General features: G+C 68.3%; 17 protein-coding genes. 9 read left to right on the forward strand and 8 right to left on the reverse strand.

What is annotated here, in order from left to right; all coding sequences use genetic code 11:
• Positions 1-127 precede the first annotated feature (127 nt).
• Positions 128-646: a metal-dependent hydrolase gene (locus F3J18_RS12235; protein WP_025101637.1), complete on the reverse strand. Its 519-nt coding sequence runs from the start codon at positions 644-646 to the stop codon at positions 128-130.
• Between the two features lie 272 nt (positions 647-918).
• On the opposite strand from F3J18_RS12235, the gene ggt reads away from it, so the two are divergent.
• Positions 919-2,640 (forward strand): gamma-glutamyltransferase, encoded by a 1,722-nt coding sequence (gene ggt, locus F3J18_RS12240; RefSeq protein ID WP_166912933.1) that lies wholly within the window; start codon positions 919-921, stop codon positions 2,638-2,640.
• Positions 2,641-2,755: 115 nt separating this feature from the next.
• Here the strand turns inward: ggt and F3J18_RS12245 are convergent, their stop codons facing one another.
• The 4 genes from F3J18_RS12245 to F3J18_RS12260 form a co-directional block, all read right to left on the reverse strand.
• On the reverse strand, positions 2,756-3,655 hold the full coding sequence (locus F3J18_RS12245; RefSeq protein ID WP_166912934.1) for a 4-hydroxy-tetrahydrodipicolinate synthase: 900 nt from the start codon (positions 3,653-3,655) through the stop codon (positions 2,756-2,758).
• A 1-nt stretch (position 3,656) separates the two neighbouring features.
• Entirely contained in the window at positions 3,657-3,992 is a 336-nt protein-coding gene (locus F3J18_RS12250; RefSeq protein WP_166912935.1) for a hypothetical protein, read from the reverse strand.
• Positions 3,993-4,112: 120 nt separating this feature from the next.
• Positions 4,113-5,006, reverse strand: coding sequence for a LysR family transcriptional regulator (locus F3J18_RS12255; RefSeq protein WP_025102133.1), 894 nt, complete (start codon positions 5,004-5,006; stop codon positions 4,113-4,115).
• Between the two features lie 191 nt (positions 5,007-5,197).
• A complete protein-coding gene (locus tag F3J18_RS12260) occupies positions 5,198-6,100 on the reverse strand; it encodes a LysR family transcriptional regulator (RefSeq protein ID WP_166912936.1) in 903 nt (300 codons plus the stop codon).
• A gap of 139 nt (positions 6,101-6,239) precedes the next feature.
• On the opposite strand from F3J18_RS12260, the gene F3J18_RS12265 reads away from it, so the two are divergent.
• From F3J18_RS12265 to F3J18_RS12275, 3 genes are all read left to right on the forward strand, one after another.
• Entirely contained in the window at positions 6,240-7,241 is a 1,002-nt protein-coding gene (locus tag F3J18_RS12265; protein WP_166912937.1) for a Zn-dependent oxidoreductase, read from the forward strand.
• Between the two features lie 96 nt (positions 7,242-7,337).
• Complete coding sequence (locus F3J18_RS12270; protein ID WP_166912938.1) at positions 7,338-7,832, forward strand: cupin domain-containing protein; 495 nt, start codon at positions 7,338-7,340, stop codon at positions 7,830-7,832.
• Positions 7,833-7,927: 95 nt separating this feature from the next.
• Positions 7,928-8,743: a hypothetical protein gene (locus F3J18_RS12275; protein WP_166912939.1), complete on the forward strand. Its 816-nt coding sequence runs from the start codon at positions 7,928-7,930 to the stop codon at positions 8,741-8,743.
• Between the two features lie 19 nt (positions 8,744-8,762).
• Here the strand turns inward: F3J18_RS12275 and F3J18_RS12280 are convergent, their stop codons facing one another.
• On the reverse strand, positions 8,763-9,212 hold the full coding sequence (locus F3J18_RS12280; protein WP_051598436.1) for a helix-turn-helix domain-containing protein: 450 nt from the start codon (positions 9,210-9,212) through the stop codon (positions 8,763-8,765).
• 121 nt (positions 9,213-9,333) lie between these two features.
• Between F3J18_RS12280 and F3J18_RS12285 the strand changes: the two genes are divergently transcribed.
• Positions 9,334-10,263 (forward strand): NADP-dependent oxidoreductase, encoded by a 930-nt coding sequence (locus F3J18_RS12285; RefSeq protein ID WP_166912940.1) that lies wholly within the window; start codon positions 9,334-9,336, stop codon positions 10,261-10,263.
• Positions 10,264-10,302: 39 nt separating this feature from the next.
• Here the strand turns inward: F3J18_RS12285 and F3J18_RS12290 are convergent, their stop codons facing one another.
• Positions 10,303-11,742: a glycosyltransferase family 9 protein gene (locus F3J18_RS12290; RefSeq protein ID WP_166912941.1), complete on the reverse strand. Its 1,440-nt coding sequence runs from the start codon at positions 11,740-11,742 to the stop codon at positions 10,303-10,305.
• Positions 11,743-12,052: 310 nt separating this feature from the next.
• Between F3J18_RS12290 and ppk2 the strand changes: the two genes are divergently transcribed.
• Positions 12,053-12,991: a polyphosphate kinase 2 gene (ppk2, locus tag F3J18_RS12295; protein ID WP_166912942.1), complete on the forward strand. Its 939-nt coding sequence runs from the start codon at positions 12,053-12,055 to the stop codon at positions 12,989-12,991.
• A 250-nt stretch (positions 12,992-13,241) separates the two neighbouring features.
• Entirely contained in the window at positions 13,242-14,825 is a 1,584-nt protein-coding gene (gene ilvA, locus F3J18_RS12300) for a threonine ammonia-lyase, biosynthetic (protein ID WP_166912943.1), read from the forward strand.
• A 60-nt stretch (positions 14,826-14,885) separates the two neighbouring features.
• On the opposite strand, the gene F3J18_RS12305 is transcribed toward ilvA, so the two are convergent.
• On the reverse strand, positions 14,886-15,476 hold the full coding sequence (locus tag F3J18_RS12305) for a YigZ family protein (protein ID WP_166912944.1): 591 nt from the start codon (positions 15,474-15,476) through the stop codon (positions 14,886-14,888).
• 498 nt (positions 15,477-15,974) lie between these two features.
• Here F3J18_RS12305 and cas1f point away from each other — a divergent pair, with 498 nt between their 5' ends.
• Positions 15,975-16,967, forward strand: coding sequence for a type I-F CRISPR-associated endonuclease Cas1f (gene cas1f / locus F3J18_RS12310; RefSeq protein WP_166912945.1), 993 nt, complete (start codon positions 15,975-15,977; stop codon positions 16,965-16,967).
• Positions 16,964-20,506: a type I-F CRISPR-associated helicase Cas3f gene (cas3f, locus tag F3J18_RS12315; protein ID WP_166912946.1), complete on the forward strand. Its 3,543-nt coding sequence runs from the start codon at positions 16,964-16,966 to the stop codon at positions 20,504-20,506. The genes cas1f and cas3f overlap by 4 nt, the downstream gene beginning before the upstream one ends.
• The last annotated feature ends 328 nt before the right edge of the window (positions 20,507-20,834 follow it).

Here is a 20,834-nt window from a genome sequence, read left to right on the forward strand (position 1 = left end):
CGATGCGAATCGGCCATGTCGGGCTTGTCGTTGCGGCGCTGATCCTCGCGCGATGCGAGGCCGGCATCGGCAATGTCCGGCACGGCGCTCGCCGCCGGCAGCCTCGCCGTCGCCGAGCCCCTCGGCCTCAGGCCATCCTCAACCAATGCAGCCAGTGCTCGAGCAGCGCATCGCGCTGCCAGGCCGCCTGCGCGACCCACAGCGCGCCGATCCAGGCCGCCGCGACGACGATCAGGTCGCAGCGCCCGCTCTTCCACCAGTTCAGCGAATGCCGCTGCAGGATCCACGGCACGCCGAGCGGATTCGGCCAATCCGCCAGCAGATGCATGAGCCCGCCGCAGGCGAAGCCGAACAGCGGCGGCGCCCAGGGATGCAGCGCGCTCAGCGAGCGATCGGCGAACCACAGCAGGGCGATCCATCCCAGGCCCCAGTGCGTGGCGGTGCGATGCTTGATCCACAGCCGCCGCTTGCGCGACCACCATGCCACCTCCAGCCAGTCGGGCGCCGTGCCGCCGGCCACGCCCGCCGCGAACGCGGCCAGGCTGCCGACGTGCCAGGGCCCGGCGGCGCCCGCCTGCCAGACGAGCGCGGCGGCGATCAGGCCGGCGGCCCAGCCGGTGGCGTGATGGGCATTGTGTGAGGCCATGCGGGAGGCGATCGCGAGGTTGCGCTGCAAAAATTCTGGGGCGCCATCATCTCAGATCGACACGCGATATGGAGCATCTGCGACGGAATATTTCTCTGCGCGCAGCAATTGCATCTAACGGCTCGGAACCCGCGCGGGGCCTGGTTCGAGCATCGAAAGTTGCATTGCACCATCGGCCGGCGGCGCATTTTTTTCGCGTGTCGGAACATGCTATAAGCGGCGGGACGGCCTTACTTTTCAGCCCGCCAGGGCAACCTCGTGAGGGATGCGCAATGATCGTTTCGTTCCATCGTGTCAGGATTTCCGTACTCGCGGCCTGTGTCGGCGTCGCGGTTGCCGGCTTCGTTCCCAATGCGCCCGCGCTCGCCAAGTCTTCGTTGCACGCGCAACTAACTGGCTCGGCGGTGGCGGTCGCCGACAAGTACAGCGCCGATGCGGCCGAGAAGATCTTCAAGCAGGGCGGCAATGCGGTGGACGCGGCGGTGGCGATCGCGTTCACGCTGGCCGTGACCTATCCGGAAGCCGGCAACATCGGCGGCGGCGGCTTCATGACGCTCTATGTCGACGGCAAGCCCTACTTCCTGGACTATCGCGAGCGCGCGCCGCTGGCCGCCACCAAGGACATGTACCTGGACCGCGATGGCAACGTGATCAAGGGCATGAGCCTCTACGGGCCGCGCGCGGTGGGCGTGCCCGGCACGGTGGCCGGCATGTGGGAGGCGCAGAAGCGCTTCGGCAAGCTGAAGTGGCAGCAGGTGCTGGCGCCGGCCATCCACTACGCGAAGGACGGCTTCGTGGTGGACGAGCAACTGGCCCAGCGCGGCGTCGACGCGTCCAAGGAGTTCGACGGCAAGACCAACTTCGACAAGTTCTTCGCCGGCATGAAGGCCGGCACCAACTTCAAGCAGCCCGACCTGGCCGTGGTGCTGCAGCGGATCGCCTCGCAGGGCGCCAAGGGTTTCTATGAAGGGCCGACCGCCGAGAAGATCGCCGCGGCGATGCAGCCCGGCAACGGCCTGATCACCACCGAGGACCTGGCGCAGTACAAGGCCGTCTGGCGGCAGCCGGTGGAGGCCAGCTGGAACGGCTATCGCGTGATCACGGCGCCGCCGCCGAGCTCGGGCGGGGTGGGCCTGGTGCAGTTGCTGAAGATGAAGGAGGATCGCGCGGCCGACTTCAAGGGCGTGCCGCTGAACTCGGCGCAGTACGTGCACCTGGTGGCCGAGATCGAGAAGCGCGTGTTCGCCGATCGCGCCCAGTACCTCGGCGATCCGGATTTCTACAAGGTGCCGGTCGCGCAACTGACCGACGACGCCTATCTCGCCAAGCGCGCGGCCGAGGTCAACCCCGACACGCCGTCCGACACCAAGAGCGTGCAGCCGGGGCTCGGCACCTCGATGCCGGAGAAGGCGGAAACCACGCACTTCTCGGTGATCGACAAGTGGGGCAACGCGGTGTCGAACACCTACACCATCAATGGCTATTTCGGCTCCGGCGTGGTGGCCGAGGGCACCGGCATCGTGCTCAACGACGAGATGGACGACTTCTCGGCCAAGCCCGGCGTGGCCAACATGTTCGGCGTGGTGGGCAGCGACGCGAACGCGATCGAGCCGAAGAAGCGGCCGCTGTCGTCGATGTCGCCGACCATCCTCACCAAGGACGGCAAGGTCTCGCTGGTGATCGGCACGCCGGGCGGCTCGCGCATCTTCACCTCGATCTTCCAGGTGATCACCAACGTCTACGACTTCGGCATGCCGCTCAAGGAGGCGGTCGGCGCGTTCCGCTTCCATCACCAGCTGCTGCCGCCGAACACGATCTTCTGGGAGCCGTATCACCCGATCACCGGCGAGCTGGCCCAGCAGATCGAGGCCAAGGGCTACACGCTGAAGGGGCAGGATTTCAGCGGCGACATCCAGGTGATCCGGGTCGACGGCAAGTCGCCCGAGGCGGCCGCCGATCCGCGCGGGCGCGGCGTCACGCGCGTGATCCGCTAAGGTCGCGCAAGCCCGCGAAGGCCCGCGCAAGCGCGAAGCCGCCCGGCGCGTCGGGCGGGGTGCCGGGCGGGGTAGCGGCGGGCCGATCCCGCCGCCCCGTTCGCGTTGGCGGTGTTCAGTGCAGCGGGCTGGCGGCCGGCGCCGTCAGCCATTCGGCGCGCAGCCGCCCCAGCGTGCCGTGCACGCGCCGCAGCTCGGCCACCAGTTGCGGCGAGGCCGGCGTGATCGGCATGCGCACCTCGGCCGTCATGTCGTGCGAGAAGGCCAGCATGGCCTTGATCGCGGCCGGGTTCGGCGCCGAGAACAGCAGGCGGATCGCCGGCTGCATCGCATCGAACAGCGTCTGCGCCTCGGTCACGCGGCCGACCTCGTACAGGCGCTGCACTTCCACGAACAGGTCCGCGCCGACATGCGCGCTGGCCAGCACGCCGCCCGAGCCGCCCGCGGCCAGGCAGTCGAGAAACGCGCCGTCGGTGCCGCACAGCACTTCCAGCGGCAGGCTGTCGAGCGCATCGAAATGCGCGGGCACGCATTCCTTGATCCCGACGATGTTCAGGTGACGCGTGAGCTGGCGCACCGTCGACGGCTCGATCGTCACGCCGGTGCGATGCGGCACGTCGTAGAGCATCACCGGCCGTCGCGTATGCAGCGCGACCTGGCCGAAGTGCCAGAGCACGCCGGCCTGGTTCGGGCACAGATAGGCCGGCGGCGAGACCAGGTAGCCGGCCACCTCCCATTGTTCGAGACGATCGATCTCCGCGAGGAAGGCGCGCGTGTCGAAGCCGCCCACGCCGACGAACACCGGCAGCCGGCCGGCCGCCACTTCGAGGATCGCCTGCAGCGCCGCGGCGCGCTCGACCTCGCTCAGCAGCGCCGCCTCGGCCGTGGTGCCGAGCGCGACGAAGCCGGCGATGCCGCTGTCGAGATAGGAGGCGGCCAGCGCGCGCAGCGCGTCGAGATCGACGCGGCCGGCGCGCAGCGGCGTGACCAGCGGGACCCAGATGCCTTTGAGCATGTCAGTGCTCCCCGCGGATCGACGCAGCGGCGGGCGCGGCCGGCAGCGAGCGCGTGATGGTGCCGATGGTCGCTTCGTCGAGGGTCGCCATCAGCAGGTCGAGCAGCGCGCGCATGTCGTCGGGCGCGGTGACCAGGCTCAGGTGGATCGCGCTGCGCGTGGGCCGGGCCTCGACCAGGTGGCTGGCCAGCGGCGAGCGCATCAGCGTGGCGAGCTGCGCGTCGCGGTCGTGCCGCGTGAGGGCGATCCGCACCACGGCCTGGGCCGGCCGGGGCACGCGGATCGAGGGGGAAGGGGAGCGTTGCAGCGAGGGCGAGACAGCCTGGATATGGCGCATGCGATGGTCGTTGACCCGGAACGGGTAGGAAGGACGACATCAGCGTAGCGGGCCGCGCGTAAATCCCGCGTAAAAAGTGCGGGCGGATCCGTAAACCGCGCGCCGCGCGCCGCGTGTGGTTCAGGCCTGCCAGCCGTTCGCCACGCACTGCTCGACCACCTCGACGAACACGCGCTTGAGGACGCTGCCGTCGTCGAGCCAGATCAGGCCGAGCGGGGCGCGATAGCTGGGCAGCGCGAGCGGCAGCGCCACCACGTTGTGCGGCACGGCGGCGGCGGCCTCGGCCGGGATCAGGCCGATGCCGAGGCCGGCGGCCACCAGCGCCAGCATGGTGGTGTATTCGCCGAGCTCGCGCGCGATGTCGAGCGTGACCTGCTGCGCACCGAGCGCGACCAGCAGCGCGTCGAAGAAGCCGGGCGCGTAGCGGCGCGCCAGCACGAAGGCGGGCTGGCCGCGCAGCGCGGCCGGCTCGATGCGGCGCCGGCGCGCGAACGGATGCGAGGCCGGCACCGCCACCACGAAGGATTCCTCCATCACCACCCGCGAGCTCAGCCCGCTGGCCGCGATCGGCAGGCGCGCCAGGCCGAAGTCTAGCGTGCCGCCGTGCAGCGCCGCGATCTGGTCGGGGGTGGGCATGTCCTTCAGCTCCAGCGCGATGCGCGGGTAGCGCGCGTGCATGGTGCGGATCAGCGTCGGCAGCAGTTGCGGCAGCACCGAGGAGACGAAACCGAGCCGCAGCGTGCCGATCTCGCCCTGCGCCGAGAGCCGCGCCACCTGCGCGGCGCGCGCGGCCTGCTCGAGCGTGGCGCGCGCCTCGGGCAGGAACAGGCGGCCCGCCTCGGTCAGCGCGACCTTGTGGCGGTCGCGGTCGAACAGGCGCACGCCGAGGCCGGTCTCGAGCGTCTTGATCTGCATGCTCAGGGCCGGCTGCACGATGCACAGCCGCTCGGCGGCGCGGCCGAAATGCAGTTCGTCGGCGAGCGCGACGAAGGCACCGAGGTGTTTCAGTTCCATGGCGGACGGCTCCCGTGCGGCGCATCGGCCGCTGTCATCAGCGTGGATGATAACAATGGACGGGCAGCGGCGAAGCCTGGATCAGGCGGGAATCGCGGAGGGCACGGTCATGCCTCGATGAACGGCCCGGGCAGCGGCGGGTTGGTCATCGGCCGGCATGATCACGATGGGGTGCCGTCGCGCGGCCGGCTTCAGTGCCTCGCGCGCTCGTCGCTGGCGAAGATCTCCACCAGGAAGTCGATCAGCACGCGCACGCGCATCGGCACGCGCCGGCCGGCGGCATGCACGAGGTGGATCGGCAGGGGTTCCGGTTGCAGCCTGGGCAGCAGCACCTGCACGCGGCCGGCGCGGATCTCGTCCTCCAGCAGCCACAGCGGCGCCTGCGAGATGCCGAGCCCGTTCACCACGGCCGCGCGCACGTGTTCCGCGTCGCCGGTCAGCAGCGAGCCGCGCGGCCGGTAGGACAACGCCTCGCGCCCGACCCGCAAGGCCCAGGGATAAGGCTCGCGCTCGCGCGAGAACACGATGCAGCGATGCGCGTCGAGATCGTCGAGGCGCGCGGGCGTGCCGTGCGCGGCGAGGTAGTCGCGGCTGGCGGCGAGCACCAGCGCGGTCTCGCCGAGCCGGCGGGCGATCAGCGAGGAATCCACCAGCTTGCCGTGGCGGATCGCCAGGTCGATGCCCTGGCCGACCAGGTCCACGTTGCGCTCCGATACCGACAGCTCGACCGAAACCTCCGGATGGCGCGCGAAGAACTCGGGCAGGCGCGGCGTGATCCAGAGCCGGCCGTGGCCCGGCGCGGTATTGAGCCGGACCAGCCCGCGCGGCGACTGCTGGCGCTCGCCGACCGAGGATTCCACCGCATCGAAATCCTCCACCAGTTGCCGCGCCGATTCGTAGAAGGCCTGGCCGGCATCGGTGACGGCGATGCGGCGCGAGGTGCGCAGCAGCAATTGCGCGCCCAGGTGGCGTTCGAGCGCCGCGATCTGCTTGCTGACGGCCGGCTGGCCGATGCCTTCCTCGCGCCCGACGGCGGAGAAACTGCCGCGTTCGACGAGGCGGACGAACAGGCGTATCGCATCGAGACGGTCCATGGGGGCGGTGATCCATTCCAGAGTGGAATCGATGATATGTCGCCAGGCGACGTTTTCGCAATCGATGAAAAGGCCCAGGCTACGGGTTCGTCGTGCCGGCCAAGGCACGCGTCACCCACCAGGAACAGGAGCGGCATCGATGAAGGCGATTTGCGTGACCCCCGAGCGGACCCTGGAAGTCCGCGACATCCCCAGCCCGGCCGAGGCGGCGCCGGGCCATGTGCTGGTCGAGATGGACGCCTCGGCGATCAACCACGGCGACAAGACCTTCCTGCGCCAGCCGGGCGCCGCGGGCGCCGGGCTGGTGCCGGTCGGCCAGGGCGTGTGGGGCGCGTCGGGCGCGGGCACGGTGCGCGCGATCGGCGCCGGCGTGCCGGCCGGCTACCTGGGCCGGCAGGTGGCGATCTACCGTTCGCTGACGCGCAGCGCCGAGACCATCGGGCTCTGGAGCGAGCAGGCGCAGGTGCCCTGGACGAGCTGCCTGATCCTGCCGGAGACGGTGCGCGCGCGCGATTACTGCGGCTCGCTGGTGAACGTGATGACGGCCCACGCCTTCCTGGAGGAGATCGTCGCGGCGGGCCATCGCGGCGTGATCGTCACGGCCGGCAATTCGGCCACCGGACGCGCGCTCGGCGCGCTGGCGCGGGCCCGCAAGCTGCCGGCGATCCTGCTGGTGCGCCATGCCGAGGCGGCCGAGGCGCTGCGCCGCGAAGGCGAGCCGCATGTGATCGCGACCGGGGAGGGCTGGGTCGACAGGCTCGCGCCGCTGGCCGAAACGCTCGGCGCCACGGCCGTGTTCGACGGCGTCGGCGGCGCGCCGGCGAGCGCGCTCGTGCCGGCCCTGCCGATGCATTCGACGCTCTACGCCTACGGCTTCCTCGATCGCGCGGCGCCGTTCTCGATCCCGACCTCGCTGCTGATGATGAAGGACCTCATCCTCCGCCGCTTCAGCAATTTCGAGAGCGCCACGGTGCGCGAGCCGGAACGGCTGGCGGCGGCCTTGCGCGCGCTGGAGGCGGTGATCGGCGATCCGGTGTTCCGCACGCGGCTCGGCGAGGCTTTCGCCTACGAGCACATCGAGCAGGCGATGGCGCTGGAGGCGCCCGAGGGCCGCAAGGCGATCCTGCTGGCCAGCGCCTGAGCTTGGCGAACTCGCGAGGCGGTGTGGTGCTTGCCGATGGACAGGGCGGCCCGCCCATGTTGTCATGTGGGCCTCCCGTCCATTGGAGCCCCCACGATGTCACGCCCTGATTTCATCAAGCACTGGACCGAACTCGAAGGCGCCGACGACAAGCACTACCCCGGCGACAGCGAACTGATGGGAATCGGCGCGCCGCTGGCCAGCAAGCTGGGCCTGGAGCGCGTCGGCATTCATCATGTGCGCCTGCTGCCGGGGCGGCGCACTTCCTACCCGCATGCGGAAAGCACCGAGGAGGAGTTCGTCTACGTGCTGGAAGGCACGCCCGATGCGTGGATCGACGGCCATCTGCATCGGCTCGAACCCGGCGATGCGGTCGCCTTCCCGGCCGGCACCGGCATCTGCCACAGCTTCCTCAACAACACGGCCGAGGAGGTGCGCCTGATGGTGATCGGCGAGCCCGCCAAGGACGACAACCGGATCCGCTACCCGCTCAACGAGGCGCACCAGGCCAGGCGCCCCGACGGCTGGACCGACTGGCCGACGCGCGAACTCGGCCCGCACGACGGCAAGGCGCGCGTCGAACCGGAGTGAGGCGGGGGGCCGGCCGACGCCGCCTTCCCGCAAGGGCCGATCGGGCGCCCGGCCACGCTATCATTGGCGCCCCGTTTCCAGAGTCAAGCCGTATCGTGCCAGCCATCCCGTCCTTCCTGCCTCGTCTGCTGGCCGTCTGCGCCTGCGTCTGCCTGCCGGCCCTGGCGCATGCCGCCGCGCAGGATTCGGCCGCGTCGTCCGAGCCGGCGGCATCTCCTGCGTCCCCTGCCGCCCGTCCCGCCGCCGCGCAGCCCTTCGTCGGCGACGACGCGCTGGCGGTGCGCGATGCGCTCGCCAAGGCGAAGCTCGATACCGGCAAACCCTCGCTGAAGGAACACGCCCGCGAATGGCTGCACGCCGTGGCCAGGCAGCCGACCGACGAACCGGCGCTCAAGCCGGTCGGGCTCGATCGCACGCTGCGCTTCGTGATCCCGGTGAGCTACGGCATCCTCTATCGCGCGAAGCGGCACCAGCTGAGCGTCGATCTCGATCTGTCCAGCGAGGCGACGCCCGACACGATCCTGCTCAGGAAGGACATCACCGGGCCGCGCGGACGGCGGCTGGTGGTGGCCGCCGAGGCCAAGGCCAAGGGCTATATCCAGCACATCGACATCATCGAGATGGATCCCGGCAAGGCCAGGCAGACGGCGGTGCGCGCCCAGCTGAGCGTCGCGCCGTCCGACTTCGCCGCCGCCAGCGACGATGGCGGTTTCGCGATCGTGCTGCTGGCCGAGTTGGCGCCGCCTTACCTGAGCGAGCGCAGCGAACACAGCGACCCGAGCAACGAGGAGCCGACCGACATCACCACCCGCACCTCGACGCTGCATGCGCAGGTGCAGGCGGTGTGGCTGGTCAATACGAAGACGGGCGCGGTGCTGACCCGCAAGCTGCGGCTGTCCAGCTCGAAGTAAGGCGGCCGGGCGGCGGCGCTCAGGGGCGGCTTCGATCCTCGCCCTCGGCGGCAGCCTGCCGGGGCGCTTTCCTAGCTGCCGTGCCGGGCGCCGTCGCGGCGCCTTCCGGCGCCTGCGCGCGCGTATCGAAACGCTCGCGCGCCTCGGCGATCTCGGGCTGGTGCGTCTTGGCCCAGGCCACCAGCGGCCCCACCACCTGCGCCAGCGAGATGCCCAGCGGCGTGATCGCGTAGTCCACGCGCGGCGGGATGGTGGGATAGGCGGTGCGCGTCAGCACGCCGTTACGCTCCAGGCCGCGCAGCGTCTCGGTCAGCATGCGCTGGCTGATGCCGTCCACCGCGCGCCGCAGCTCGGAGAAGCGCATCGGGCTGTGCGCCACCACCTTCAGCATGACCAGCACCGACCACTTGTCGCCGACCTGGTCGAGCACGCCGCGTACCGGGCATGTCGTGTCTTCGCTTGCTCGCATGATGCTTACCTTTTTGTGCCTGAGGCGGGGAAAAGTGCCGTCTTCCGGCGCCAGGCAATCTAACACATACTGCCGTTTGGTTACGAAAAGGAACTAACTTCCTATTCTGGAGCGACTGAACATGAAGGCAGTGATCCTGAAGCAGTACGGCGGCGCCGAGCAACTCGAGCTTCGCGATATCGCCAGGCCCGAGCCGGGCCCCGGCCAACTGCGGATGCGCGTGGTGGCCGCCACGCTGAATCCCGGCAACGTCAAGCGCGGGGCCGGCGCCCTGCGCGGGCTGGTGCCGGAACTCGAGTTTCCGTGGGTGCCGGGCGCCGATTTCTCGGGCGTGGTGGATGCGCTGGGCGCCGGCGTCGAGGGTTTCGCGCCCGGCGACGAGGTGTTCGGCTACGGCGGCGCGGGCGGCGCCTTCGCCGAATTCCTGGTGTCCGAGGTCGATGCGCTGGCGCACAAGCCGCGCACGCTCGACCACGCCGGGGCGGCCTCGCTGGCGGTGGTCGCGCAGACCGCCGTGCAGGCCTTCGAGCTGGGCGGACTGCAAGCCGGGCAGAGCCTGCTGATCCTCGGCGCGGGCGGCGCGGTGGGCAATGCGGCGCTGCAACTGGCGCGGCATCGCGGCGTGCGCGTGATCGCCGTGTGCCGGGCGCGCAGCGCGGCGCGGCTGGTCGAGCTGGGCGCCGAACAGGTGTTCGACGACGCGGCCACGCCGCTGGAGACGGTGGTGCAGGGCGTCGACATGGTGCTCGACGGGCTGGGCGGCGAGACGGCGCGGCGCGCGCTGTCGGTGCTCAAGCCGGGTGGTGTGCTGGTCGCGCTGAACGGGCCGCCGGCCGAGGACGAAGCCGAGCGGCTCGGGGTGCGCGCGCTGTTCCTGCGCACCCAGAACCGCGGCAACGGGCTGGCACGGCTCGCCGCCGAGATCGACGCGGTGCCGGTCCGGCCGTTCCTCGCGCGCAGTTACGCGCTCGCCGAGACGGCGCAGGCCTGGCGCGACTTCGAGGCGGGCGGGATCGAGGGCAAGCTGGTGATCCGGGTCGGCGAGGCCTGAGGGCGCCGCGGCGCGCTTCGGGCCTGCCTTGCCGTCGCTTCAGATCACCTCGTCGCGCAGCCAGTTCACGATCTCCTCGAACACCGGCGCCCAGTTGCCGGTCTCGCGCTGGCGCAGCACCGTCACGCCCGGCAGCCAGGGCGTATCGCGCCCGCGGTGGCCCCAGCGCCAGTCGCCGGCCTGGTTGAGCGGCACGCAGGTGCGCGCGCCCAGCAGCGCGGCCAGGTTGGCGACCGCCGAATCGACGGCGATCACCGCGTCGAGTTCCTGGATGCAGGCGGCGGTATCGGCGAAATCCTCGATATCGGGCGCGTAGTGGCGCATGCCGCGCGGCAGCCCGCCGGCCAGCGCCTCGCCGCTCGGGTGGTGCAGGCTGACGAATTGAATGCGCTCGGCCAGCGCGGGATGCGCCACCAGCCGCTCGATCTCGACGCGCGGCAGGCTGCGCAGGCCGGCCCAGCAGCGTATCGTGCTGCCCAACTCGGGCCGGTGGCGATGCGCGCAGTCGTAGCAGAGGCCGACCAGCTTGCGGCCCGGCGCGGCGGCGCGCATCCGCCGGGCCCACAGCGCGGCGTCGCGCGCTCGCTCGGGCGGCACGCGCAGATAGGGCTCGAAGCGGCCGCGCGGCTGCGCTCGGGCCGCGTCGAGCAGGGGCAGGTGCAGCAGGGTGGCATGCAGGTCGGGAGCGAAGACCTCGAACTCGCGGCGCAGCGCCTCGTCCTCGGGCCAGGGTTCGGCCTGCGCCAGCGGGCGCGGCGCGTCGATCACGCGGCACTCGGGCAGCGAGGCGCGCAGCAGCGGCAGCAGCGGCTTGTCGCAACTGATCATCAGGCGCGCGCCGGCATGCAGCCAGTCGCGCGCGGCCGCCAGCATCAGCAGCTGATCGCCGAAACCGAGCTGGTGGGTGACCAGCACGCGCCGGCCCGAGGGATCGCCGCCGTTCCAGGTCGGCAGGCTCGCGGGGCGGTAGCTGCCGCTCGAATTCGGATCATCGTTGCGATGGAGCCAGTTGGCGAAACCTTGCGGCTTGCCCTGCCTGAGCTGCGCGTCGCCCAGGCGATGGGCGGCCAGGCTGGCGATGGCGGCGTCGCCGGCGGCGAGGGCCTGCCGCCGCGCCTCGTCGAGCCGCGCCGCGCCGGCCTCGGGATCGCCCGCCATGCTCAGTTCGTAGCCGAGCCAGCTCTCGAAATCGCGGCGGCGCGAACGCAGGCCGTCCTGGTGGCGGCGCAGCATCTCGGCGGCTTCGCGGTGCAGGCCGCCCAGCGAGAGCGCCAGCGCGCGCATCTCCACGAAGTCGAGCGCGAGCGGGTCGATCAGCAGGGCGCGGTCGGCCCAGGGCAGCAGTTCGTCCTCGCGCTGCTGGGCGACCAGGCGCTCGCAGATCTCGCGCAGGAAGGGCGGGATGGCCGGCGCCGCCGGCTTGGCGAGCGGCACGCGGAAGGGTTCGGCGGATGACTTGCTCGGCACGGTGCGCATCATGGGCAGGTGCGGCTCTCTCGGGTTCCGGGGCGGTTTTCTGTTCTGCTCGGGGCCGGCGTGGCCCGATGTGGAATCGGGCCGGATACATTCTCCAGTGTAGAGAATCCCGCGTCGATCGGCGAGAGGCGGGCCCGCAGGCGGCCAAAATCCCGCGATCGGCGCCCGGGCTGCCGGTGCATCGGCCCTTGCCGGGCGGGTTCCCCTGCGTCTCCACGCCATCCCGGCCGTCAGTCCGAATTAATGCATCTGACACGCAGCACTGCGATAATCGGCGCACGAACGACTCTGACGTAGATACGGAGGCAGCACGATGAGCGACAACCGACCCGAAGACCAAGACGCCGCCGAACTCGAGGCCGCCGAGCGCCAGCGCCGCCTGGAGGAAGATCTGGTCGACGCGTACGACGAAGAGCTGGAAATGGAGCTCGACGACCGCCGCTTCGACGAGCCCGACACGATCTTCACCGCCGAACGCCGCGAGCAGCGCAAGCAGTACTTCCGCGAGCTGTTCCGCCTGCAGGGCGAACTCGTCAAGCTGCAGGACTGGGTGGTCAGCACCGGCCATCGCATGGTGGTGATCTTCGAGGGCCGCGACGCGGCGGGCAAGGGCGGCGCGATCAAGCGCATCACGCAGCGCCTGAATCCGCGCGTGTGCCGCGTGGCCGCGTTGCCGGCGCCGAGCAACCGCGAACGCACCCAGTGGTACTTCCAGCGCTACGTCGCGCACCTGCCGGCCGGCGGCGAGATGGTGCTGTTCGACCGCAGCTGGTACAACCGCGCCGGCGTCGAGCGCGTGATGAATTTCTGTACCGATGCGGAGTACGAAGAGTTCTTCCGCTCGGTGCCCGAGTTCGAGAAGATGCTGGTGCGCAGCGGCATCCAGATCGTCAAGTACTGGTTCTCGATCACCGACGAGGAGCAGGAAACGCGCTTCGAGGCGCGCATCCAGGATCCGCTCAAGCAGTGGAAGCTGAGCCCGATGGACCTGGAAAGCCGACGCCGCTGGGAGGCCTACACGGTCGCCAAGGAAGAGATGCTGGCGCGCACGCATATTCCCGAGGCACCGTGGTGGGTGGTGCAGGCCGTCGACAAGAAGCGCGCGCGCCTGAACTGCATCGACCACCTGCTGAGCCTGGTGCCCTATCACGAGGTCGAGCGCCAGTCCGTCACGCTGCCCGAGCGTGTCCACCACGAGGATTACCTGCGCAGGCCGGTGCCGGACAACATGATCGTCCCCGAGCGCTACTGAGTTGCTACTGAGTTTCGCCGCGCGCCGGGCGTGCCTGATCCAGGCCCGCCCGACGCGGGGATTGACAAACGCGCCGGCATCCCGGATGCTTCCGCCCATGACACGTCACGCCTTCCCGATCGCGCACATTATTCACACCATTCATCGAATGGTGGGTTAGCGCGCGCAGGAAGCCGTCACGAAACCCGCCCCCGAGGCGGGTTTTTCGTATCCGTCTCCGGGCAAGCCCATCCCCAGCCAGGAGCGTTCGATGCTGTCGCCGTCCCGTCGCGGTCAGGAAACCGCCACCACCCCGTCCGCCGAAATCGCGTCGAGTGTCGATGCCTACCTGAAGAAGATCCTCACCTCGCGCGTCTACGACGTGGCGGTGCAGACCGCTTTGGAGCCCGCGCGCAACCTCTCCGCGCGCGTGAGAAATCGCGTCTATCTCAAGCGCGAGGATCATCAGCCTGTTTTCTCGTTCAAGCTGCGCGGCGCCTACAACCGCATGGCGCATCTGTCGGCCGACGCGCTGGCGCGCGGCGTGATCACCGCCTCGGCCGGCAACCACGCCCAGGGCGTGGCCTTCTCGGCGGCGCGGCTCGGCGTGAAGGCCGTGATCGTGGTGCCGGTCACCACCCCGCAGGTGAAGGTGGACGCGGTGCGTGCGCACGGCGGGCCGACCGTGGAGGTGATCCAGGCCGGCGAGTCCTATAGCGACGCCTATGCGCATGCATTGACGGTGCAGGCGGAACGCGAATTGACCTTCGTCCACCCCTTCGACGACCCCGACGTGATCGCCGGCCAGGGCACCGTGGCGATGGAGGTGCTGCGCCAGCACCAGGGCCCGATCCACGCGATCTTCGTGCCGATCGGCGGCGGCGGGCTGGCGGCCGGCGTGGCCGCCTACGTGAAGGCGGTGCGCCCCGAGATCCGCGTGATCGGCGTGCAGGCGGCCGATTCCTGCGCGATGGCTCGGTCGATCGAGGCAGGGGAGCGCGTCACGCTCGGCGAGGTCGGCCTGTTCGCGGATGGCACCGCCGTCAAGCTGGTCGGCGAGGAAACCTTCCGCTTGTGTCGCGAACTGCTGGACGAGGTGATCACGGTCGATACCGACGCGTTGTGCGCGGCGATCAAGGACGTGTTCCAGGACACGCGCAGCGTGCTGGAACCTTCGGGGGCCTTGTCGGTGGCGGGCGTGAAGCGTTATGCCGAGCGCGAGGGCCTGGAGGGCGAGACGCTGGTGGCGATCACCTCGGGCGCCAACATGAATTTCGATCGGATGCGCTTCGTGGCCGAACGCGCCGAGGTGGGCGAGGCGCGCGAGGCGGTGTTCGTGGTGACGATCCCCGAGGAACGCGGTAGCTTCCGGCGCTTCTGCGAGCTGGTGGGCGAGCGCAACGTGACCGAGTTCAACTACCGGATCGCCGACGCGCGCTCGGCGCATATCTTCGTCGGCGTGCAGATCCGTCGCCGCGCGGAATCGGCCGAGATCGCCGCGAATTTCGAGGCGCATGGCTTTCGCACCGCCGACCTGACCGACGACGAACTCTCGAAGGACCATATCCGCTACATGGTGGGTGGGCGCTCGCCGCTGTCGCGCGAGGAGCGGATGTTCCGCTTCGAATTCCCGGAGCGCCCCGGCGCGTTGATGAAGTTCCTGTCCTCGATGGCGCCGAACTGGAACATCAGCCTGTTCCACTACCGCAACCAGGGCGCCGATACCAGCTCGATCCTGGTGGGCCTGCAGGTGCCGGCGGCCGATCACGAGGCCTTCGATACCTTCCTGGCCACGCTCGGCTACCGGTTCCAGGAAGAGACCTCGAATCCGGCCTATCGACTGTTCCTGGGCTGAGGGATCGGTTGCGTGTGCATCGAGATGGGTGCTCGCGCAAGCATCTCGATGCCGCGCCGTTCATTCGAAGGCGGGAAACCCGGCGCGCCCCTGCGTGGCGTCGATCAGCGTGCTGCGCGCCGCGTCCACCTCGGTCACCGGCAGCTTGATCACGAGCTTCACGGTCATGCCGTAGGCGCTGTCGACGAGCTCGTGCCCGGCCTGCTCGATCCAGCGCCGCACGCGGGCCTCGTCGGGATAGCTCATCTCGATCGCGAGCCGCGTCATGGCGATGCGCTCGACGCGCTGCGCATCGAGCAGCGCGCCGGCGATCGCATCGGTATAGGCGCGCACCAGGCCGCCCGCGCCGAGCTTCACGCCGCCGTAGTAGCGGATCACGGCGCCCAGCACGCCGTCGAGATCATGGTGGCGCAGCACCTCCAGGATCGGCCGGCCCGCCGTGCCGGACGGCTCGCCGTCGTCGGACATGCCGGACTGGCCGCCCGCCAGCAGCGCCCAGCAGACGTGGGTGGCCGTGGCGTGCTCGGCGCGCAGCCGCTGCAGCTCGGCCATCGCGGCGTCGCGGTCGGCCACCGGAATCGCATGCGCGATGAAGCGGCTCTTGCGGATCTCGAGCTCGCAGGAGTAGGTGGTGGCGAGCGAGTAGGTCATGCGCGGGGGGATTGGAGGTCCATAAAAATCAATTGGATTTCGAATTGCTGCCTGGGTTGATATTGATCGATAGGGAGCTGCGCGGGGACATGGTGCAAACACGAGGCAACGGGACGGCGAGATGGAATTTTACCGCTACGCGCGCGCAGCGCTGTAGACGAGCACCATTTGATCGGAAATTCGATGCGTGCTCATGCGGTGGTTTTCGGCGCCGGTTATATCGATATGCAGGCGTACATGGAGCCGCTCGTGAAAGACTGGCGGGCAGCGACTGGTGGCGCGGACGGCCATGTCCCCTCACGGTAGAATATTGACCGCGCTCCGCCCGCCCAATTCGTCGCCGGCGTGCTCGTGCTGGCTGGGGCTGTTCAGTCTGATTGCGTCGAAGGCGATAGCGAGTACAGTGGACGCTGTTCGTATCAGCAGCGCTGCGTCATCCAAGGGCCAGGGCAGACGACTTCTCGGCCGACATAACCGTACAAAAAACGCGGGGCAACGGTGGATTCCATCAAGGCATCGGATCTGAAAACGATCCTGCATTCGAAGCGCGCCAACCTCTACTATCTCGAACATTGTCGGGTACTCGTGAATGGCGGTCGGGTCGAATACGTCACCGATGCTGGAAAGAAAAGCCTGTACTGGAATATCCCCATCGCCAACACCACGAGCCTGTTGCTCGGCACCGGCACGTCCATCACGCAGGCTGCCATGCGCGAGCTGGCCAAGGCTGGCGTGCTGGTGGGCTTCTGCGGTGGCGGCGGCACACCACTGTTCAGCGCGAACGAAGTCGACGTCGACATTGCATGGATGACGCCGCAAAGCGAATATCGCCCCACCGAATATCTGCAGTCGTGGGTGCGTTTCTGGTTCGATGACGGCCTGCGGCTGCGAGCGGCAAAGCGCATACAAACCGCCCGGCTGGACAGGCTGAATCAAATATGGCATTCCCGCGCATTGCGCGAATCCGGCTTTTCCGTGGAGGCAACGCAGCTCGAGTCACTGGTTCGACAATTCGGAAAACATATCGAATCGGCTCTCGATGTCACGGCTTTGCTGACCGACGAGGCGCGTTTGACGAAAGCGTTGTTCAAACTTGCCGTGAGCGCCACCGGTTATGGGGACTTCACGCGCGCGAAGCGCGGTGCCGGCACCGATGCTGCCAACCGCTTTCTCGATCACGGCAACTATCTCGCCTACGGCCTTGGCGCGACGGCTACCTGGGTGCTCGGTCTGCCGCATGGGCTCGCCGTGCTGCATGGCAAGACTCGACGCGGCGGCCTGGTGTTCGATGCGGCGGATCTCGTAAAGGATGCCGTCATCCTGCCGCAAGCGTTCCTGTCGGCGATGCGAGGCGACGACGAACAGCAGTTCCGCCGTGCTTGCATCGAGGCACTGGCGCGTGACGAATCGTTGGACTTCATCATCGACACGCTGAAATCGATCGCCACCGATATGGCGCGCCTGGCCGACACGCCGAGAGGCGAAGCATGAACGTGCTGTTCGTGTCCCAGTGCACGAAGCGCGCGCTGACGGAAACCCGCCGTATCCTCGACCAGTTCGCTGAACGACGCGGCGACCGCACCTGGCAGACACCAATCACGCAGGCCGGGCTGGACACGGTGCGCAAGCTGCTGCGTCAGACCGCGCGCAAGAATACGGCGGTGGCGTGCCATTGGATTCGAGGGAGAGACCACAGCGAACTGTTGTGGATCGTCGGCGACGCGCGGCAATTCAACGCCGAGGGCGCGACACCCACGGGAGCGACTTCGCGCGATGTATTACGCGCGGACGATGAAAGCCAGTGGCACCAGTTGCCATTGATGTCGGCGATGACGTCGCTGGCGGCATTGCTGCATGATCTCGGTAAGGCCACGCGTGCGTTTCAGCGTAAGCTGCGCGGCGTGGCCGATTCGCACGAGAGCCACTATCGCCATGAATGGGTGTCCGTTCGGCTGTTCCAGGCCTTCGTCGGTGATGCGGCGACCGATGCCGACTGGCTGCAGCGGCTCGCCGTTGCAGCCGAACCGGCCACCGACGCGCTCGCCTTCGAGTCGCAATGGCTCGATCATGCCGGCGGCCGGCTGCTGCGCGACGGGCTCGACGATGCGGCACGCGATGGTCGTAAACTCCCGTTCGCTGCCATGCCGCCTCTTGCTCAGGCGGTGGCGTGGCTGGTGCTGACGCATCACCGATTGCCGTGCCTGAAGGTGCGGATCGAGTCGGATGGTTCGGAATTCGATGCGGCTGGCGGTCGAACCCAATGGCGTCGGTTCGGTGCGAAGACCAAAGACCTGTCGGGCTGCACATTTCGCGAGATCGACGCGCAATGGAACGAACCGCGCGACGAGATCGATCGTGAACAGCTGGAGTCTTGCTGGAAGTTTTCACATGGTTTGCCCGTGTCGACGCCAGCATGGCGCAAGCAAGCGGCACGCTACGCGAGTAAGCTGATCGCGCTGCATGACGCCAGCGCTGGCTTGCTCGACGATGCGTTCGTGATGCACGTTTCGCGCCTTTGCCTGATGCTGGCGGATCATCATTACTCGAGCTTGAGCGACGAGGCTTCGCGCAGCGCCTATCGAAACCCGGACTATCCGCTCTACGCCAATACGCTGCGCTATCGTTCGCCTGACGGCAGCCCGGACGATTCCACCACAAGCAAGCCGATATTCAACCAGACGCTCGACGAACATCTGCTCGGCGTGCAAGCGCACGCATCGATCGTCACGCACTCGCTGCCGACGCTCGTGCGGAGCCTGCCGGCGCTGCCGAATCATCGCGGCCTGAAACGGCGCAGCCGCGACACACGTTTCCACTGGCAGGACAAGGCTGCGGATCTCGCGGCGAGCCTGCGCGAACGGAGTGCGCGGCACGGTGCCTTCGTCGTCAACATGGCGTCCACTGGATGCGGCAAGACGCTCGGCAACGCGCGCATCATGAACGGTTTCGCCGACCCGCAGCGCGGCTTGCGCTGCGTGTTCGCCATCGGCCTGCGCACGCTGACCTTGCAGACCGGGCGCAGCTTCCAGCAGGACCTCGGGCTGCGCGACGATCAACTCGCGATCCGCGTAGGCGGCAGCGTTACGCGTGAGCTGTTCGACTATCGTGAGCGTCTGGCCGAGGCAAGCGGCTCCGGGTCCGTGCAGCGGCTGCTCGACATGGATCTGGACGCCGACGGTTCCGTGTATTTCGAAGGGGACGACACGCATCCGTTGCTGCAGCGCCTGACACATGACGCGCAGGTGCGTGCCTTGATCGCCGCGCCGCTGCTGGCCTGCACGATCGATCACCTGATGCCGGCGACGGAAAGCCTGCGCGGCGGCCACCAGATTGCACCGATGTTGCGTCTGATGACGAGCGACCTCGTGCTCGATGAACCTGACGATTTCGACGTGGCCGATCTGCCCGCGCTGACGCGCCTCGTGCACTGGGCCGGGATGCTCGGCGCGCGTGTGCTGCTGTCGTCGGCGACCTTGCCGTCAGCGCTAGTGCGCGGCTTGTTTCTCTCATATCGCGACGGCCGCAGGCACTATCAGCGCAACCGTGGCGAGCGGCCTGGGGAGACGCCCGCGATCGCCTGCATGTGGGTGGATGAATTTGCACAGTCGAACCTTGATTGCGACGATGAGCTGGCTTTTCGGGAGGCGCATCAGGCCTTCGTGGTCGATCGATGCCGACGTCTGGCGCAAGCCGAGACGCGACGGCGCGCACGACTGATCGATTTGCCGGAAAGTTGGCGCGGCATGGAAAGGTCGCAGCGCCGTGCCGAGTTCGCACAGCGCGTGCTCGACGAGGCCTGGCAGTTGCATCGTGTGCCGCAGAACCATTGCGCCGATGCATCGAGCGGAAAGCGCGTGAGTCTGGGGCTGATCCGCATGGCGAACATCGAACCGCTTTACGAGGTCGCGCTGGCGATGTATCGCCATGGCGCGCCTGCAAGCGGGGTGCGCGTGCATCTCTGCGTGTATCACTCGCAGTTTCCGCTGCTGTCGCGCTCGGCGATCGAAGCCGTGCTCGACACGGCATTCGACCGGCGCGCGAGAGACGGCGGCGCGGACCACTTTTTGGCGAACCCCGCAATTCGCGAGCAACTCGATCGTCATCCTGAGCCGGACCACCTGTTCGTAGTACTGGCGTCGCCCGTGTGCGAGGTCGGGCGCGACTGGGATGCGGACTGGGCAATTGCCGAGCCGTCGTCGATCCGTTCGCTGATCCAGCTTGCGGGCCGGGTACGGCGGCATCGCGCCGGCGCGGTGGAGCAGCCCAACATGGCTGTGCTGGACACGAACCTGCGCTACTTTGAGCACTGCGGCGAGGACGAGCCGGTATTTACGCGGCCGGGCTTCGAAATGCGCAGGATCAAGTCGGGCATCGAGCAGGACGATACGCAGAAGCTGCTGCATCTGGCGCGGCATCGGCTCGGGGAGATGCTCGACCCTTCGCAAGGCGAACACGGGTGGGCGGTAGATGCGCGAGCACGCATTCTCGGCGCGGCCGATTCGCCGCTGAAGTCGGCACTGGCCGAACTCGAGCATCGACGCATGTGGGACACGATGCTGCCGCGCGATCCGGCGGAAAAATGGCACACGCCGGATCGACGCGATGCCACGCAGCACTGGCGCCGCCGCGATGGCGACGCGCGGCACGTCTGGCTGACCGGCGCAATGCCGCAATTGCAGCCGTTTCGCGACGACCCGGTGCAGCGGGTCGATCTGGTGCTGATGCCGGATGAGGACGAGGAAGCGCTGCAGCTGCGCGCGATAGTCGAGGATCGTGCCCGGGGTGGCTCGATGCAGATCGACTGGGACGACATGTGGCGCGTCACGTCTATCGAAGAAGCGTCGAGAGGGCATGGGATTGGCGCGTGGGCGCATGGTGATCTGCTCGACTTGCTGCGGAAGTGGGCCGACGAGCATGGCGAGGATCTGGCCACAAGCGCTTGCCGGCTAGCGACGATCAGCCTGCCTGAATCCGAAGCGCAGGTGGGGTGGCGGTATGACCCGGTGTTGGGGTTTGAGCGGGATATGTAAGCAGTGAGTGTGCGCCTGGAGAAAGCAATGGTTTATTTGATTGCAGAGAATCAAGTGCTCTACGCAGATATTGCAGTCAAATAACGCGACGAGGCATCGAGCGATGCTCGGTGATTGAACAGGGGGAAGGTCTAGATTCGGTAGCGCACTTGGATGTAAGCACTGCATGTACAGCGATGGTCGGCTACCGACGACTCCTGGCGTGCCAGCGAGAAACAGCTCCGGGAGAGTGCGCGATTGAATGTATCCGTGACGCGAGCCGACTTGTTTCCAAGTCGGCCGCAAAATAATGGGGCTAGGAGTTGAAGCCTCGAGGCCACTCGTTCGA

This window comes from Burkholderia sp. Ax-1720 (assembly GCF_011753035.1).
Taxonomy (GTDB): Bacteria; Pseudomonadota; Gammaproteobacteria; order Burkholderiales; family Burkholderiaceae; genus Burkholderia; species Burkholderia gladioli.